We start from the raw sequence: 14,052 nt of genomic DNA, 5'->3' as shown, positions 1-14,052 counted from the left end.
CCTCGGTCGGTGGTCTTCCGGTCCGGCTGTCAGCGGGTCAGAAGGTGCCCGCGTTCAGGGCCTTCTGGAGTGCGCGGGTGGTCGCCGCGTCCCATTCGCCGCCGGCCGGTGCGGCCAGGTGGTTCTGGAGGGCGGTGACCGTCTTGGGACCCACGATGCCGTCGGCCGTCACCTTCAGGTACTTCTGGAGGGCGGTCACGGTGAGCGGTCCGAAGGCTCCGTCCACTTCCAGCCCGGCCTGCTCCCGGCTGTCGAGCGTGCGCTGGAGCGCCGCGCAGGTGGCCGGTCCGAACACCCCGTCGACGACCAGCGTGCCGGGGGCGGCGACGAGGGCCCGGGGCCGGATCGGCGCCTGTTTGCCGGCCAGCGCCGCCTTCATCATCGCCGCGGACTGCGGACCGAACTCGCCGTCCACGGGCAGGTGGTGGGCGCCCTGGAAGGTCCTGACCGCCTTCTGCGTGGCCGGCCCGAACTCGCCGTCCACGGTGAGCCCGGCCTTCTGCACGGTGTTCAGGTTCTTCTGGAGGGTGCTGACGGCCTTGCCCTTCGCACCCTGGCGCAGGATGCCGTCCCCCGACGGCATCGGCGCGCTTCCCCCCTGGTACGCGGGGCGGCCGTAGCCCACGACGCAGGAGGAGCCGCGCAGCCTGCGGCGGAAGGCGTTGGAGGTGTTGCCCTCCAGGGTGGTGATGGTGCGGTTGGAGTGCACCGCCTCGACGATGCCGACGTGGTCGATGGCTCCGATGGAGCGGGAGCCGGACCAGTCGAAGAACACGATGTCGCCGGGCCGGATCCCGCCGATGCCGTAGTGCCAGCGCCCCTTCTTCTGGAAGGCGCGGGCGTGGGCGGTGGTGAGGGCGTACTTGCCGCCCGTCGCGGACAGGTTGTCGGAGTGGGCCGCCACGTAGCTGACCGCCATGTCGCACCACGGGCCGGTGAAGCCGTACCACTTGGTGACCACATTGCGGTTGGAGCCGGGCGGGTGCTCGGTGGTGCCGAGCAGCGATCGCGCGGCGGCGAGCATGCCTTGGACGTCGCCCATGTCAGAACTCCACGTCTTCGGGAAGGGCCTGTATGTCTCCGGTCACCGCGTCATCGGGGTCCTGGCTGACGCCGGCCTGGTCGGGATCGACGTCGAAGACCCCCGCGCCGCCGACCGGATAGGGCGGGGTCTCCACGGGCTCGGTCATGAGCGTTCCTCCATGGGTGGGGTGTGCGGGTGTACGTGGGTGCCGGACGGCCGGCCCCGCGCGCGGCGGGTGCCGGACGGCCGGGCAGGAAGACGGACGGCCGACGACCGCCGCACACGCTGTCCGGCGTCGACCGGGCACCAGGATGTCGCCGCTGCCGCGCCCGATCGACCGGATTCGGCCCACGCCGAATAGCGGGCGAACTCCCCGAACACCCCTTGTTCGCCCGAATCGACCGCGCCCGGGAGCGACGGATCGGGAGGCCGGGTGCCGGCGCCGATGCCGTGTCAGCCCGCCGCCGCCCCCCACAGCTCCACCGCCGCGGACGTGGGGCTGTGGGAGACGGCGGCGCCCCGCCGGGTCGTGCGGATCAGTCCTGCTTCGCGCAGCAGGGTGGCGTGCTCGCTCGCCGTGGCCGGGGCGACGCCCGCCGCGCGCGCCAGCTCCTTGGTGGAGCAGCCGGGGCGCTCGATGACGGCGTAGAGCACGGCGGCGGCCCTGGTGGTGCCGAGCACCGAGCCGAGGGAGCCCGCCCCCGCCGTGCGCCACGGCATCTCCTCCGGGGCCAGTGCCGCGGCCAGGCCCCGGGGGCCGCCGGCCGGGTGGAGCAGGAAGGGCTGCGGCTCGGCATGGGGGCCGATGACCGGGGTGTCGGTCCCGAACACGGAAGGGACCAGCAGCAGGCCGCGCCCGGCGAGGTGCAGATCGCCGTCCAGGCCGGAGGGCATCGTGACCTCCAGGACGGGAGCGTCCCAGCGCGTCCAGCGCGGATTGATCCGGCCGAGCACCTCCCCCAGTCCGCCGCTCACCAGCTGCCGGGCCCTGGCCGCGGTGTCCGCCTCGGTGACGGCCGTGATCTCGTTCCAGTACGGGCGCAGCAGACGGTCGTGCACGTGCTGGAGGCTGTCGCACAGCCGCGCCAGCCGGTCCGGGTCGTCGGCCAGCTGCCGGGTCCAGGACGGCAGGCTCCGGTGCGCGGCGACGTCCGCCAGATCGGAGCGGATCCGGGAACGCGGCACCGCGCGCACCCGGTCCATCAGCTCATCGGCCGTGCCGGTGCCGGGCGGCGCCAGGAATGCGGGCATGATGCCCGAGCGCGGGACCAGGTCGAGCACCATCCGCGCCTCGGGGCGCAGCCGCCGCGCCATGTCCCGGCGCCAGGCGGACAGCCGTACCGGATGGTCCGCGAACTTCAACTTCCGTATCGCCACCACCAGTTCGCACAGCGGATTCGGCTGAGCGGCGATCTTCGTACGCGCGAGATCCTCGACAGTGAAATGAACACGGACCGGCACACATCCCCCCGATGGCACACAGACGGCAACATCCTCGCCCGTGCGGACATCGGGTGCACAGATCACTTCCGGGCAACCCCGCGCCGAACGGCGCGGGGTGCGCGCGTCACATCGCGGGCAGGCCCGGCGGAGCCCTACCGGCCGGCCAGCTCGGCCTTGAGCCAGTGGGTGACCTCGCCGGTGACCGGGTCGGCGATGTCGGCGAACTCCTCGTGCTTGCCGAGGAACTTGGCGACATAGGGGCAGACGGGCACGAACCGCTTGCCGCTCTCGCGCACATCGGTCAGCGCGTGCTCGACGAGGACGCCGGCCAGCCCCTGACCGGCGTAGGCCTCGCCGATCTCCGTGTGGTAGAAGACGCGTTGCGTCTCTCCCCGGTCGAGGTACTCGGTGAAGCCCGCGAGTTCACCGTCCACCAGGATCTCGTAGCGGTGCCGTTCGGCGGCGCGTTCGACGACGGGATGGGAAGTCCGGCTCATCGTGTCTTCTCGCTTCCTTCGGGGTGGGGGTGCGGCGGGTTGCCGCGCGGGGTGAGTGAGGCGTTGGGCAACGGCGGGGCCATGAGCCGGTCGGCGGGACAGCCCTCCACGCTCCCGAACCGGTCGGACGCGCTCTGCCACTCCTCCCGGGCCCGCACGATGTCGTCGTGGCTGCGGCCGATGAAGTTCCACCACATGACGATCTGTTCGCCGAAGGGCGTGCCACCGAGCAGTACCGTGCGGGCCGGGGCGTCCCCCGTGTTCACGAGGCGCAGCATGTCCGGTCCGGGTGCCAGGTAACCGAGTTCGGCCCGGCGCAGGGGCGTACCTGCCATGCGTACGTCACCCTGGTCGACGAGCAGCCCGTGTTCGAAGCGGGGGTCGATCTCCAGGGTGACGTCGGCGTGCGCGTCGAGGGTGATCTCGGCGCCGAGGAGCGGGCTGAAGGTGGGTACGGGCGAGGTGTCGCCGGCGAGGGTGCCGAGGAACACCCTGACCTCCGCGCCGTCCAGGGCGACGGGCCGCGGGACGTGGTGCTGGAAGTCCCGGGGGGCGTCGCGGTGTTCGGCGGGCAGCGCCACCCAGAGTTGCACGCCGTGCAGGACGGAGGTCCGCCGGGTGGAGACCTCCGAGTGGCTGATTCCGTGGCCGCCGGTCATCAGGTTCAACTCGCCCGGCCGGACCAGCGCGTGGGTGCCGAGGCTGTCACGGTGCTCGATCTCCCCGCTGAACAGCCAGCTGACGGTCTGCAGTCCGGTGTGCGGGTGCGGGGGGACCATCATCCCGCCCGAGACGGCGACGTCGTCGGGGCCGTAATGGTCGGCGAAGCACCATGCGCCGATCAGTGTCCGGCCGCGCTGGGGCAGCGTCCGCCGCACCGTCATCGCCCGCGGGCCCCCCAGGGGGACGTCCCTCGCGGAGAGGACCTCCACCCGCCGCTCGCCCGGCTCCGGCGCCGCGTCCGACGGCGTTCCGCAGCGCAGCTCGGGAGGCCGGGTCTCGATGTTGCTCACAACGCCACCCCTCGGTGATTGTTTCTCTTTCAACTATCATGCCACAGCCGAGTCCGTACGGTCACCGAACGCCGTGCACACGGCCCTTACGGCGACCCCTTCACCAGGAGACGACATGACCGAAGCACCGCCCGCGACCACCCGTCCGCGTGTCTACATAGACAAACAGACTCCCCAGGCGTACCGCGCCCTGGTGTCGGCCGCCGAGGCGGTGCGCACGGCCGCGGCGGAGTGCGGGCTGGACCGCAGGCTGGTGGAACTGGTGAACCTGCGCGTGTCACAGGTCAACGGTTGCGCCTACTGCCTCAAGGTGCACACCGCGGCGGCGCTGCGGGCCGGGGAGACCGCGCTGCGGCTGGGCGTGCTCGCCGCGTGGCGGGACACCGAGGTCTTCTCCCCGCGGGAACGGGCGGCGCTCGCGCTGGCGGAGGCGGTCACCCATCCCGCGGACGCCGCCGCACAGGAGGACGCCTACACCCTCGCCCGCGAGGCGCTGGACGACGACGAGACGTCCGCGGTGATCTGGGTGGCCATCACCATCAACTCCTTCAACCGCGTGTCCATCGTGAGCAAGCACCCGGTGCGCGACGACCCGAGCTGACATCCCGCACCGGAGGGCCGGCGGCACGATCTCCATCAGTTGAATGTTGTACCAACACGGGAGAATGGTTTAGCGTTCAACCATGCGCCATCCGCGCACGTCCCGCACCCCGCGGGACGCACCGCCGAACGAAAGCCACCCAGCACCATGGGCTTCTTCCGTCGCAACAACGAATCGGAGAACTCTCCCGTGACTTCCCCCGTCAAGCTCGCGGTCATCTACTACTCCTCGACCGGCTTCAGCGCCGAGATCGCGAAGGAGATCAGCAGCGCCGCGGAGAAGGCGGGCGCAGAGGTGCGCCTGCTGAAGGCCGCCGAGCTGGCGCCCGAGGCCGCCATCGCCTCCAACGACGCGTGGGCGGCCCACGCCGCGGCCAGCGCCGGCGTCCCGGTCGCCTCCCCCGCCGACGTCGAGTGGGCGGACGCCGTGATCTTCGGCTCGCCGACCCGCTTCGGCAACATCTCCTCGCAGCTCAAGCAGTTCATCGACACGCTCGGCGGCCTGTGGGCGCAGGGCAAGCTCGCCAACAAGGTCTACAGCGGCTTCGCCACCAGCGCCACCGCGCACGGCGGCCAGGAGTCCACGATCCTCGCGCTGTACAACTCCATCCACCACTTCGGCGGCATCATCGTCTCCCCGGGCTACACCGACCCGGTCAAGTTCGTCGACGGCAACCCCTACGGCACCTCCCACGTGGACGCCCAGGGCAACAACCCGGTCGGCGAGGAGACCCGCGACTCCGCCCGCCACCAGGCCGAGCGTGTGGTGCAGATCGCCGCCGCGCTCAAGGCCGGCCTGACCGCCTGACCCGCACACCGCGCCGGACCCCGGCCGGGCCGCAGGACGAACTCGTTCCCGCGCGGCCCGGCCGGGGTCGTCTTTTCCCAGCCCCACCCCTTCTCCGGCACCCCCGGCCGAGCCGTCGGCGTAACCGCTCCCACCCCGGGATACTCTTGTCATCGCTTGATGACATCAGCCGATGACAAGATTGGCCGCCCATGCCCTCCCCATCCCACGCCGCCCCCTCCCCCGGACGGCGGAGCGCCCTGACCCCCGTGCTGCTCTCGCTCGCGATGCTCGTGGCGGTCATCAGCAGCCTCGGCGCCCCGCTGATCCCCACCATCGCGGAGGTGGACGGCGTCTCCGTGGCCGACGCCCAGTGGTCGCTCACGGTCACGATGCTGGTCGGGGCGGTGGCCACCCCGGCCATGGGGCGGCTCGGCGACGGGCCGCACCGGCGCAGGGTGATCCTGGTCGGGCTGGCCGTCGTCCTCGTCGGCAGCGTCCTCGCCGCCCTGCCGCTGAGCTTCGCCTGGCTGATCGCCGGCCGGGCGCTCCAGGGCGCCGGCATCGGGCTCACCCCGCTGGCGATGGCGACCGTGCGGGACGCCCTGCCGGCCGAGAAGGCGCGGCCCGCGATAGCCACCCTGTCGCTCACCTCCGCCGTGGGCGTGGGCCTCGGCTACCCGGTGACCGGGCTGTTCGCCACGTATCTGGGCCTGCACTCCGGCTTCTGGTTCGCGGCGGTCGCCGCCGCGGCGGTCCTGGTCGCCTGCGCCCTCGTCCTGCCCCCGTCGCCGGCCCGCCCGTCCCACCGCCTGGACACCCCGGGCGCGCTGCTGCTCGGGCTCGGCCTCGGCGGTCTGCTGTTCGCGCTCAGCCAGGCCGAGCGCTGGGGCTGGACCTCGCCCCGGCTGCTGATCGTCGGCCTGGTGGCGGTCCTGCTCCTGGTGTGGTGGGTGCTGCACGAACTGCGCACCGCCCACCCGCTGGTGGACGTACGGCTGGTCAAGGAGCGGACGGTCCTCGCCACCGACCTCACCGCCGTACTCTCCGGGGTCGGCCTGTACGTGATGATGTCGGTGGTCACCCGCTACGTGCAGACGCCCCCGTCGGCCGGCTACGGCTTCGGCGCGACGGTCGTCGTCACCGGTCTGACCCTGGTGCCGTTCTCGCTGGCGAGTCTCGTCTCCGGGCGTGTCGTGCGGGTGCTGGTCCGGCGGGTGCCGCTGGCCTCGCTGCTGCCGCTGGGCTGCGTGGTCTCCCTCGTGGGTACGATCGTCTTCGTGTTCGCGAGGAACAGCCTGTGGGAGATGTTCGTCCTCATGGGCGTGATCGGACTCGGCGTCGGCTTCACCGTGTCGGTCATGCCGGCGCTGATCGTGAGCGCGGTTCCCGCGCACGAGACAGGCAGCGCCACCAGCTTCAACCAGGTGGTGAAGTACATCGGTTACTCGACCGGCAGCGCGCTCAGCGCGGTGGTGGTGACCTCGGCCGCCGGCTCCTCGACCGTGCCGCCGGACCGCGACTACGGCACGGCGGGCGTGCTGGACTGCGCTGTCTGGATCCTCACGGCCCTGGTCGCCTGGCTGCTGGTCCGCTCGCACCGCACGGCCGGCCGTACGGTGCCCGCCGCGCGGGGCGGACAGGCCAGGGAGGCCGCGGTCGTCGCGGCGGAGCCCGTGCAGGCGGCCGAGACCGACACCGCCGAGCCGGCGACCCCGGCCGATCAGCTCCTCCCCGGGGCCGCGCGGCGCACCGCCCGGCAGGACGTCTCCGGGCGCCCGGGAGCCGGCCGGTGACCGCGCGGACGTCCGGGACCGCAGGCCGGCGGCGCGACGCGGGGCGTACCCGCGAGGCGCTGCTGCGGGCGGCGACCGACCTCTTCTCCGAACGCGGCTTCGACCGGACCACCATCCGGGACATCGGCGAGCGCGCCGGTGTGGACCCCGCGCTGATCGCCCGCTACTTCGGGAGCAAGACCCGGCTCTACCTCGCCGCCCTGGAGGAGGAGCGCGGCGACGTGGTGCGGGACGTGCTGGACCCCGAGCGCCTGCTCGACATCGTGGACCGCGTGGAACGCCGCGGTCTGGTACCGCTGCTCCAGGTGGCCGTCGAGCCGCTGCGGGACGAGGCGGCGAAGGACGCCGCCAAGGCGGCGCTGCACACCCGTCTGGTGGACCCCCTGGTCAGACGATTCACCCGCGAGGGGGTGGACCGGCCCCGGCTGCGGGCCGAACTGGTCGTGGCCGCCGTGGTCGGTGTCGTCCTCGGCCACCGCTCCGGCGCCTTCGACGAACTCGGCGAGGCCGACGCGGCGGACGTCGCCGACCTGCTGCTGGACACACTGTCCGGCCGGTCCGGGCCGCCCGGCACCGCCTGAGCGGACGCCTCCCGTGCGCGGGCCGGGACGGCGGACGGCTAGGCGACGGCCCGCGTCACCCGGCGGACGGCCGTGACGGCGGCGACGGCGGCGGTGCCCGCGCCGAGGGCCGTGGCGGTGGGGTGCCGCAGCAGGGCCTCCTGCCAGGAGTGGGCGTGGGCGGTGTCGTCGAAGGCGCCGTGGGCCCCGTGGTCCGCGGTGGGCGTGCGGTCGACGGGGGTGAAGAGGTTGTCCTGGCCGGTGGGGGGGACGCTGTCGGTCTGCTGGGAGTCGTAGCCGGTGCGGGCCAGATAGCGGTCGAGCAGGGCCGGGAAGAGCCGGTTGGCCCAGATGGTGGCGACGGTGGACGCGCCGACGTAGTACTGCTTGCGGCGCGGGTGGTCGGCGGCGTACACCACGCCCCGGGCGGCCACCTCGGGCTGGTAGATCGGCGGCACCGGCATCGGGTGGCGGGGCAGGCGGGACCGCACCCAGTCGAACTGGGGGGTGTTGACGGCGGGCATCTGGGCGACCGTGACGCACACGCCGCTGCCGCGGTGCAGGAGTTCGGTACGCAGGGACGAGGTGAAGCCGTTGATGGCGTGCTTGGCCCCGCAGTACGCCGACTGGAGCGGGATCGAGCGCTCGCCGAGCGCCGAGCCCACCTGCACGATGGTGCCGCGGTCGCGCGGCAGCATCCGGGTGAGGGCGGCGCGGGTGCCGTTGACGAAGCCCAGGTAGGTGACCTCGGTGATGCGCCGGTACTCGTCCGGGGTGATCTGCTCGAAGGGCGCGAACACGGACGCGAAGGCGCAGTTGATCCATACGTCGATGGGCCCGAACTCCCGCTCGGCGGCCTCGGCGACGGACTCCGCCTGTGCCGCGTCGGCCATGTCGGCGGGCTGCACGAGGGGATGGCCGCCGAGCGCCGTCACCTCGTCGGCGGCCGAGTTGAGGCCGCCCTCGCCGCGCGCGACGAGGACCACGTTCGCCCCGCGCCGGGCATAGCGGCGGGCGGTGGCGCGGCCGATCCCGGCACTGGCCCCGGTGATGACGACGGTCTTGGGCATGGTCGACTCCCTGTTCCTCTCGGTGACTTCACTCCACGCGGCATGGCGCCGCCCGCTGCGTCGCGAGCTTCCATCCGGCCCGGGTGCGCCGTCCGCGCCGGGAGCGGCACCGCCGCCGCCCGGGCCGAGGCCGCCGTCGAGGCGCGTCCGTTCGACGCGGACGTGGTCGTCGTGGAACCGCTTCGGGTGGCACGCGACGGACTCCTCAGGCGCGGCGGCGCAGCAGCCACAGGCCGAGCGCGGCGCCCGCGGGCAGGGCGGCGGCCGTCGCCCAGCGGGCCGTGCGGGACGGTCCGGACGGGCGGTCGGCCAGGCGTTCGGGGTGCTCGCTCGGCAGATTGCCGTCGAGGGCGAACGCCAGGGCCTCGGCGAGGTGCACGGCGCGGCGGCCGGTGCCGCCCTCCTCGATCTGGGTGCGGCAGCTGAATCCGTCGGCGAGGACCAGGCTGTCGGGGGCGGCGCCCCGCACGGCGGGCAGGACGCCCTGCTCGGCGACGGCCATGGAGACCTCGTGGTGGCCGCGTTCAAAACCGAAGTTCCCGGCGAGTCCGCAGCAGCCCTCGTCCAGAACGTCGGCGTCCAGGTGGGCGCGGCGCATCAGCTCGCGGTCGGCGTCGAACCCGAGCACGGCGTGCTGGTGGCAGTGGGTCTGTACGGTGGCCTGCCGGGCGAGCCGGGGTGGTCGCCAGTCGTCGGGGGCGTGGTGCACGAGTTGTTCGGCGAGGGTGCGCACCTGTCCGGCCAGCCGGGCGACGTCCTGGTCCCCGGGGAGGAGTTCGGGGGCGTCGGAGCGGAAGACCGCGGTGCAGGACGGTTCGAGTCCGATCACCGGGGTGCCCGCCGCGAGCCAGGGCGCGAGCACATCCAGGGTGCGCCGCAACACCCGCTTGGCCGCGTCGAGTTGGCCGGTGGAGATCCAGGTGAGGCCACAGCACACCGGCTCGGTGGGGACGGCGACCCGGAATCCGGCGTCCTCCAGGACGCGCACGGCCGAGCGGCCGATCGCCGGATGGAAGTAGGTGGTGAAGGTGTCCGGCCACAGCAGCACGGTGCGCGGGTCGGCGGGGTCCGGCGGCTCGCGGTCCTGGGCCCGCCACCACTGGACGAAGGACTCCTCGGCGAACACGGGCGCCGCGCGGGCCTGGTCCACGCCCGCCAGCAGTTTGCCCGCGCGGGCCAGACCGGGCGCGTGCAGCGCGGAGTTGGCCAGCGCGGGGGCGAGCCGGGACAGCCGGGCCCACAACGGGAGCCGGCCCAGGGCGTAGTGGGCGGCGGGGCGGGGGCGGCCCGCGTAGTGCTGGGAGAGGAACTCGGCCTTGAGGGTGGCCATGTCGACTCCGGTGGGGCAGTCGGACTTGCAGCCCTTGCAGGCCAGGCACAGGTCCAGGGCGTCGCGTACGGCGGTGGAGCGCCAGCCGTCCTTGATCGCGGAGTCGGCGTGCCCGTTCAGCATCTCGAACAGCAGCCGGGCCCGGCCCCGGGTGGAGTGCTCCTCCTCGCGGGTGGCCCGGTAGGAGGGGCACATCACGCCGCCGGAGTGGCTGCGGCAGTTGCCGATGCCGACGCAGCGCATCACCGCGCGGTTGAAGGAGTGGTCGTCCTCGGGGAAGCCGAAGTGGGTGGCCGGGGTGTCGGGCCGCCAGGCGGAGCCGAGGCGCAGCTGTCCGTCCACCGGGTGCGGCCGGACGATCTTTCCGGGGTTCATCCGGTCGTCCGGGTCGAACAGGTCCTTCAGCTCGCCGAAGGCGGTGACCAGGCGCTCGCCGAACATCCGGGTGAGCAGTTCGCCGCGGGCCTGGCCGTCGCCGTGCTCGCCGGAGAGCGAGCCGCCGTAGGAGGAGACGAGGTCGGCCGCGCGTTCCAGGAAGCGGCGGAAGTCGGCGATGCCCTCGGCGGTCCTGAGGGCGAAGGGAATGCGGGTGTGGACACAGCCCTGCCCGAAGTGGCCGTACAGGGAGGGGTGGTCGTAGTCGAACTCCTCGAACAGGCCCTTGAGGTCGCGCAGGTAGTCGCCGAGCCGCTCGGGCGGTACGGCGGAGTCCTCCCAGCCCTCCCAGGTCTCCCGGTCGTCCGGCGGGCGGGCGGTGACGCCGAGGCCGGCCTCGCGGGCCTTGAGCATCTTCTGCTCGCGCTCGGGGTCGTCGGAGAAGGCGACGGCCGGGTCCCGCTCGTCGCGGCCGACGGCGCGCAGCAGGGCGTGCGCCTGCTCGTCGACGTCCTCCTGGCTGTCCCCGCTGTACTGCACCATCAGCCAGCTGTCGCCCTGGGGAAGGACGTCGAGGGAGTCGAGGTAGGCGCCCTCCTCGCGCATCAGCTGGGCCATGCGCCCGTCCAGCGCCTCCAGTTGGGTGGGCGAGCAGTGCTCCAGGAGGCGGGGCACGTCATCGGCGGCGGCGCAGATGTCGTCGTAGCCGAGGACGAGCAGCGACTGGTACGGCGGCACGGGCACGAGGTCGAGTTCGGCCCGCAACACGGTGACCAGGGTGCCCTCGCTGCCGACGAGCGCCTTGGCCACGTCGAAGCCGTTCTCGGGCAGCAGCGAGTCGAGGTTGTAGCCGGAGACGCGGCGCGGGATCTTCGGGTAGCCGTGGCGGATGTCGGCCAGGTACTCGGTGGCGATGCGGTCGAGGCCGGCGTAGATCGCGGCGAGCCGGCCACCGCCGGAGATGATCCGGGCCCGTTCCTCGGGTGGGGTGGGGCCGACCCAGGCGCGCTGTCCGTCGTAGGTGAGGATCTCCAGGCGGCGGACGTTGTCGACGGTCTTGCCGTAGGCCTGGGCGGAGGCCCCGCAGGAGTTGTTGCCGATCATGCCGCCGATGGCGCAGTGGCTGTGGGTGGACGGCTTCGGGCCGAACTGCAGCCGGTGTCGGGCGAGTTCGCCGTTGAGGGCGTCCAGGACGATTCCGGGCTCGACCACGCAGGTGCGCCGTTCGGGGTCCACGGTGATCAGGGCGTCGCAGTACTTGGTCCAGTCGATCACCACGGCGGTGTTGGTGCACTGCCCGGCCAGGCTGGTGCCGCCGCCCCGGGACAGGACGGGCGCGCCGAAGCGCGCGCACACCGACACCGCCCGGGCGCCCGCCTCCACCGTGCGGGGGACGACGACGCCGAGAGGCACCTGCCGGTAGTTGGAGCCGTCCGTGGCGTAGGCGCCACGGCTGCCCGCGTCGAAACGGATCTCGCCGTCCACCTCGGCACGCAGTGCCGCCGCAAGGCCGGCCGTGTCCCCAGAGCTCATCCGCGCTCCTCGCCTTCCGCCGGGTCGGTCCGAGCGCCGAGTACCCGAGAGTTGTTCAGGTAAGGCTGAACAGTCTCAGCTGGACAGTTCTGCCTGGCGGACCTAGGGTGACCGGCATGGATCACATCTCCGACACGGCCGTCCGGGCGGCGCGTGACCTGCGGGTGGTGTTCAGCCGGCTGCGGCGGCGCATCCGCGAGGTCGCCCAGGACGCCGACCTGACACCGTCGCAGGAGTCCGCGCTGAGCCTGGTCGGCAAGCACGGCGCGGCCACCGCGAGCGCGCTGGCCGCCGCCGAGGGGGTGCGCCCGCAGTCCATGGCCACCACGCTGGCCGCACTCGAACAGCACGGGCTGATCCGCCGTGCCCCCGACCCGGACGACGGCCGTCGCCAGCTGGTCACCCTGACCGACGCCGGCCGGGCCCGGATCGAGGGCAACAGGCAGGTGCGCGAGGAGTGGCTGGCGCGCGCCTTCCAGGACCGGTACACGGACGAGGAGCGGCAGACGGTCCTCGCGGCCCTGGAGCTGTTGCAGCGGCTGTCCCAGCACTGACGCCGAAGCCCCACCGGCCGGTCCGCCGGTCCGCCCCGCGCGACCGGCTCCCCGGCGAACCCCCGAAGAACACCCCCCGAAAGGCCTGGCCGACTCATGTCGCTCACCACGCTCGACCCCCGTACCGCCCTCGTCGTCATCGACCTCCAGCGCGGCATCGTGGGCTCCCCCACCCAGCCGCACTCCGGCGCCGACGTCCTGGCCCGCTCGGTGCGGCTGGCCGACGCGTTCCGCGCCCGCGACCTGCCCGTCGTCCTCGTCCGGGTGTCCTTCGCCGCCGACTTCGCCGACGCCATGCCCGGCCGCACCGAGCAGCAGGGCGGCGGCGCGGCCTTCCCGGAGGGCTGGGACGTCCTCGTCGACGAACTGACCGGCCACGACGGCGACATCCAGGTCACCAAGCACAACTGGAGCGCCCTGTTCGGCACCGACCTGGACGTGCAGCTGCGCCGCCGCGGGGTCACCCAGATCGTGCTGACCGGCATCGCCACCAGCATCGGCGTCGAGTCCACCGCCCGCGACGCCTACGCCCTGGGCTACAACGTCACCCTCGCCACGGACGCGATGGCCGACCGGGACGCGCAGACGCACGCGCACAGCGTCGAGAAGATCTTCCCGAAGCTCGGCGAGACCGGCACGACCGCGGAGATCCTGGAGCTGCTCGCCAAGACCCACGGCTGAACCGCACGCGGGCCCGGCCCCACACCGCCTCGTCGCGGTGTGGGGCCGGGCCCGCGCGTGCCGGTCAGTCCTCGCCGCGCACGATGATGTCCTCGGCACCCTCCCCCGGCCGCCGGGCGGCGCGGTCCAGGACGGCGGGGACGCAGGTACGCACTCCCCGGTCCCGCCGGCCGCGCGCCTGCGCCCAGCCCGTCTCGCCCTCCGGCACGTCCGGCTTCCGTGTGGTCCGCACGATCACGTCGCGTCATCTTCCCTCTGCGTGCTGCGCCGACGGGACCGGAACGCCGGCCCCGCGCGGGTCTGGTGTCCGCTGTCGGGGACGGGTCCCACACATGGCGGACCGCAAACCCCGGCCAGACCGCGCGGCCGTCAGGTGCGGCCGCCGCCACCGCCGCCGAAGGACCCGCTGGAACCGGGCGACCAGCGCGGACGACGCTGGTCGTCGGCGCGCCGGGAGCGCACGTTGGTGAGCTGGTGGGGGGTCAGCCGCTCGTTCCCGTCGGCGGCCTTCGGCACGTCCTCGGGCTCCCGCATCTCACGACTCTCGCGCACCGGCCCGGTCGTCGGCAGCTTGGGCTGCTCCTCGGGGCGCGGCGGGGCGGGTTCGCGCTGACGCACCTTGAAGCCCAGCCGGAACGCCCAGATCAGCCCGCCGACACAGGCGGCGCCGACGACCAGGATGAGGACGTATCCGAAGACCTGTGAGCGGGTGGCCGCTTCGTACATGGCAGTGTTCATGGACGCCGGGTACCCGGGCCGCGCGAGCGAATACCCGCAGGCGACGAGCGA

General features: G+C 73.2%; 15 protein-coding genes. 6 read left to right on the top strand and 9 right to left on the bottom strand.

The window, feature by feature from the left end:
• Nucleotides 1-37 precede the first annotated feature (37 nt).
• The 5 genes from BLW85_RS35125 to BLW85_RS35110 form a co-directional block, all read right to left on the bottom strand.
• Nucleotides 38-1,042, bottom strand: a complete 1,005-nt coding sequence (locus BLW85_RS35125) for a peptidoglycan-binding protein (protein WP_074995365.1) — start codon at nucleotides 1,040-1,042, stop codon at nucleotides 38-40.
• A gap of 1 nt (nucleotide 1,043) precedes the next feature.
• Nucleotides 1,044-1,190 carry a hypothetical protein gene (locus BLW85_RS39645; RefSeq protein WP_167381457.1) on the bottom strand — a complete coding sequence of 49 codons (147 nt, stop codon included), beginning with the start codon at nucleotides 1,188-1,190 and terminating at the stop codon, nucleotides 1,044-1,046.
• A 287-nt stretch (nucleotides 1,191-1,477) separates the two neighbouring features.
• Nucleotides 1,478-2,485 carry a MarR family transcriptional regulator gene (locus tag BLW85_RS35120; RefSeq protein WP_074995362.1) on the bottom strand — a complete coding sequence of 336 codons (1,008 nt, stop codon included), beginning with the start codon at nucleotides 2,483-2,485 and terminating at the stop codon, nucleotides 1,478-1,480.
• Between the two features lie 134 nt (nucleotides 2,486-2,619).
• Nucleotides 2,620-2,964 (bottom strand): GNAT family N-acetyltransferase, encoded by a 345-nt coding sequence (locus BLW85_RS35115; protein ID WP_070023324.1) that lies wholly within the window; start codon nucleotides 2,962-2,964, stop codon nucleotides 2,620-2,622.
• Nucleotides 2,961-3,977 carry a pirin family protein gene (locus BLW85_RS35110; RefSeq protein WP_074995359.1) on the bottom strand — a complete coding sequence of 339 codons (1,017 nt, stop codon included), beginning with the start codon at nucleotides 3,975-3,977 and terminating at the stop codon, nucleotides 2,961-2,963. The genes BLW85_RS35115 and BLW85_RS35110 overlap by 4 nt, the downstream gene beginning before the upstream one ends.
• A gap of 115 nt (nucleotides 3,978-4,092) precedes the next feature.
• Here BLW85_RS35110 and BLW85_RS35105 point away from each other — a divergent pair, with 115 nt between their 5' ends.
• From BLW85_RS35105 to BLW85_RS35090, 4 genes are all read left to right on the top strand, one after another.
• On the top strand, nucleotides 4,093-4,578 hold the full coding sequence (locus BLW85_RS35105; protein ID WP_074995356.1) for a carboxymuconolactone decarboxylase family protein: 486 nt from the start codon (nucleotides 4,093-4,095) through the stop codon (nucleotides 4,576-4,578).
• 189 nt (nucleotides 4,579-4,767) lie between these two features.
• Nucleotides 4,768-5,385 (top strand): NAD(P)H:quinone oxidoreductase, encoded by a 618-nt coding sequence (gene wrbA / locus BLW85_RS35100; RefSeq protein ID WP_070023441.1) that lies wholly within the window; start codon nucleotides 4,768-4,770, stop codon nucleotides 5,383-5,385.
• Nucleotides 5,386-5,576: 191 nt separating this feature from the next.
• Nucleotides 5,577-7,160 (top strand): MFS transporter, encoded by a 1,584-nt coding sequence (locus tag BLW85_RS35095; protein WP_079172530.1) that lies wholly within the window; start codon nucleotides 5,577-5,579, stop codon nucleotides 7,158-7,160.
• Nucleotides 7,157-7,741: a TetR/AcrR family transcriptional regulator gene (locus BLW85_RS35090; protein ID WP_079172529.1), complete on the top strand. Its 585-nt coding sequence runs from the start codon at nucleotides 7,157-7,159 to the stop codon at nucleotides 7,739-7,741. Before BLW85_RS35095 ends, BLW85_RS35090 begins: the two co-directional genes overlap by 4 nt.
• Nucleotides 7,742-7,779: 38 nt before the next feature.
• On the opposite strand, the gene BLW85_RS35085 is transcribed toward BLW85_RS35090, so the two are convergent.
• A complete protein-coding gene (locus BLW85_RS35085) occupies nucleotides 7,780-8,790 on the bottom strand; it encodes an SDR family oxidoreductase (RefSeq protein WP_074995351.1) in 1,011 nt (336 codons plus the stop codon).
• A gap of 205 nt (nucleotides 8,791-8,995) precedes the next feature.
• The gene (locus BLW85_RS35080) at nucleotides 8,996-12,028 is read right to left on the bottom strand and encodes an FAD-binding and (Fe-S)-binding domain-containing protein (RefSeq protein WP_074995349.1); all 3,033 of its coding nucleotides are present in this window, start codon (nucleotides 12,026-12,028) and stop codon (nucleotides 8,996-8,998) included.
• Nucleotides 12,029-12,144: 116 nt separating this feature from the next.
• Here BLW85_RS35080 and BLW85_RS35075 point away from each other — a divergent pair, with 116 nt between their 5' ends.
• Together BLW85_RS35075 and BLW85_RS35070 are read left to right on the top strand one after the other, a co-directional pair.
• Entirely contained in the window at nucleotides 12,145-12,582 is a 438-nt protein-coding gene (locus BLW85_RS35075) for a MarR family winged helix-turn-helix transcriptional regulator (RefSeq protein ID WP_070023439.1), read from the top strand.
• 96 nt (nucleotides 12,583-12,678) lie between these two features.
• Nucleotides 12,679-13,263: a hydrolase gene (locus BLW85_RS35070; RefSeq protein ID WP_070023318.1), complete on the top strand. Its 585-nt coding sequence runs from the start codon at nucleotides 12,679-12,681 to the stop codon at nucleotides 13,261-13,263.
• Between the two features lie 64 nt (nucleotides 13,264-13,327).
• Here the strand turns inward: BLW85_RS35070 and BLW85_RS39640 are convergent, their stop codons facing one another.
• Nucleotides 13,328-13,501 (bottom strand): hypothetical protein, encoded by a 174-nt coding sequence (locus BLW85_RS39640; RefSeq protein ID WP_208624997.1) that lies wholly within the window; start codon nucleotides 13,499-13,501, stop codon nucleotides 13,328-13,330.
• 131 nt (nucleotides 13,502-13,632) lie between these two features.
• Nucleotides 13,633-14,001, bottom strand: coding sequence for a DUF6479 family protein (locus BLW85_RS35065; RefSeq protein WP_239697663.1), 369 nt, complete (start codon nucleotides 13,999-14,001; stop codon nucleotides 13,633-13,635).
• Nucleotides 14,002-14,052: the final 51 nt, after the last annotated feature.

It is taken from the genome of Streptomyces misionensis, from assembly GCF_900104815.1.
GTDB classification, from domain to species: Bacteria; Actinomycetota; Actinomycetes; order Streptomycetales; family Streptomycetaceae; genus Streptomyces; species Streptomyces misionensis.
Note: the sequence above shows the minus strand (reverse complement) of the source record. Positions and strands in the feature narration are given on the sequence as shown.

What these genes read in the sequence shown, in the direction of transcription:
- BLW85_RS39645 (WP_167381457.1), bottom strand. Translation starts at nt 1,190, where the DNA reads ATGACCGAGCCCGTGGAGACCCCGCCCTATCCGGTCGGCGGCGCGGGG.
- BLW85_RS35065 (WP_239697663.1), bottom strand. Translation starts at nt 14,001, where the DNA reads ATGAACACTGCCATGTACGAAGCGGCCACCCGCTCACAGGTCTTCGGA.
- BLW85_RS35070 (WP_070023318.1), top strand. Translation starts at nt 12,679, where the DNA reads ATGTCGCTCACCACGCTCGACCCCCGTACCGCCCTCGTCGTCATCGAC.
- BLW85_RS35075 (WP_070023439.1), top strand. Translation starts at nt 12,145, where the DNA reads ATGGATCACATCTCCGACACGGCCGTCCGGGCGGCGCGTGACCTGCGG.
- BLW85_RS35115 (WP_070023324.1), bottom strand. Translation starts at nt 2,964, where the DNA reads ATGAGCCGGACTTCCCATCCCGTCGTCGAACGCGCCGCCGAACGGCAC.
- BLW85_RS35095 (WP_079172530.1), top strand. Translation starts at nt 5,577, where the DNA reads ATGCCCTCCCCATCCCACGCCGCCCCCTCCCCCGGACGGCGGAGCGCC.
- BLW85_RS35105 (WP_074995356.1), top strand. Translation starts at nt 4,093, where the DNA reads ATGACCGAAGCACCGCCCGCGACCACCCGTCCGCGTGTCTACATAGAC.
- BLW85_RS35080 (WP_074995349.1), bottom strand. Translation starts at nt 12,028, where the DNA reads ATGAGCTCTGGGGACACGGCCGGCCTTGCGGCGGCACTGCGTGCCGAG.
- BLW85_RS35125 (WP_074995365.1), bottom strand. Translation starts at nt 1,042, where the DNA reads ATGGGCGACGTCCAAGGCATGCTCGCCGCCGCGCGATCGCTGCTCGGC.
- BLW85_RS35085 (WP_074995351.1), bottom strand. Translation starts at nt 8,790, where the DNA reads ATGCCCAAGACCGTCGTCATCACCGGGGCCAGTGCCGGGATCGGCCGC.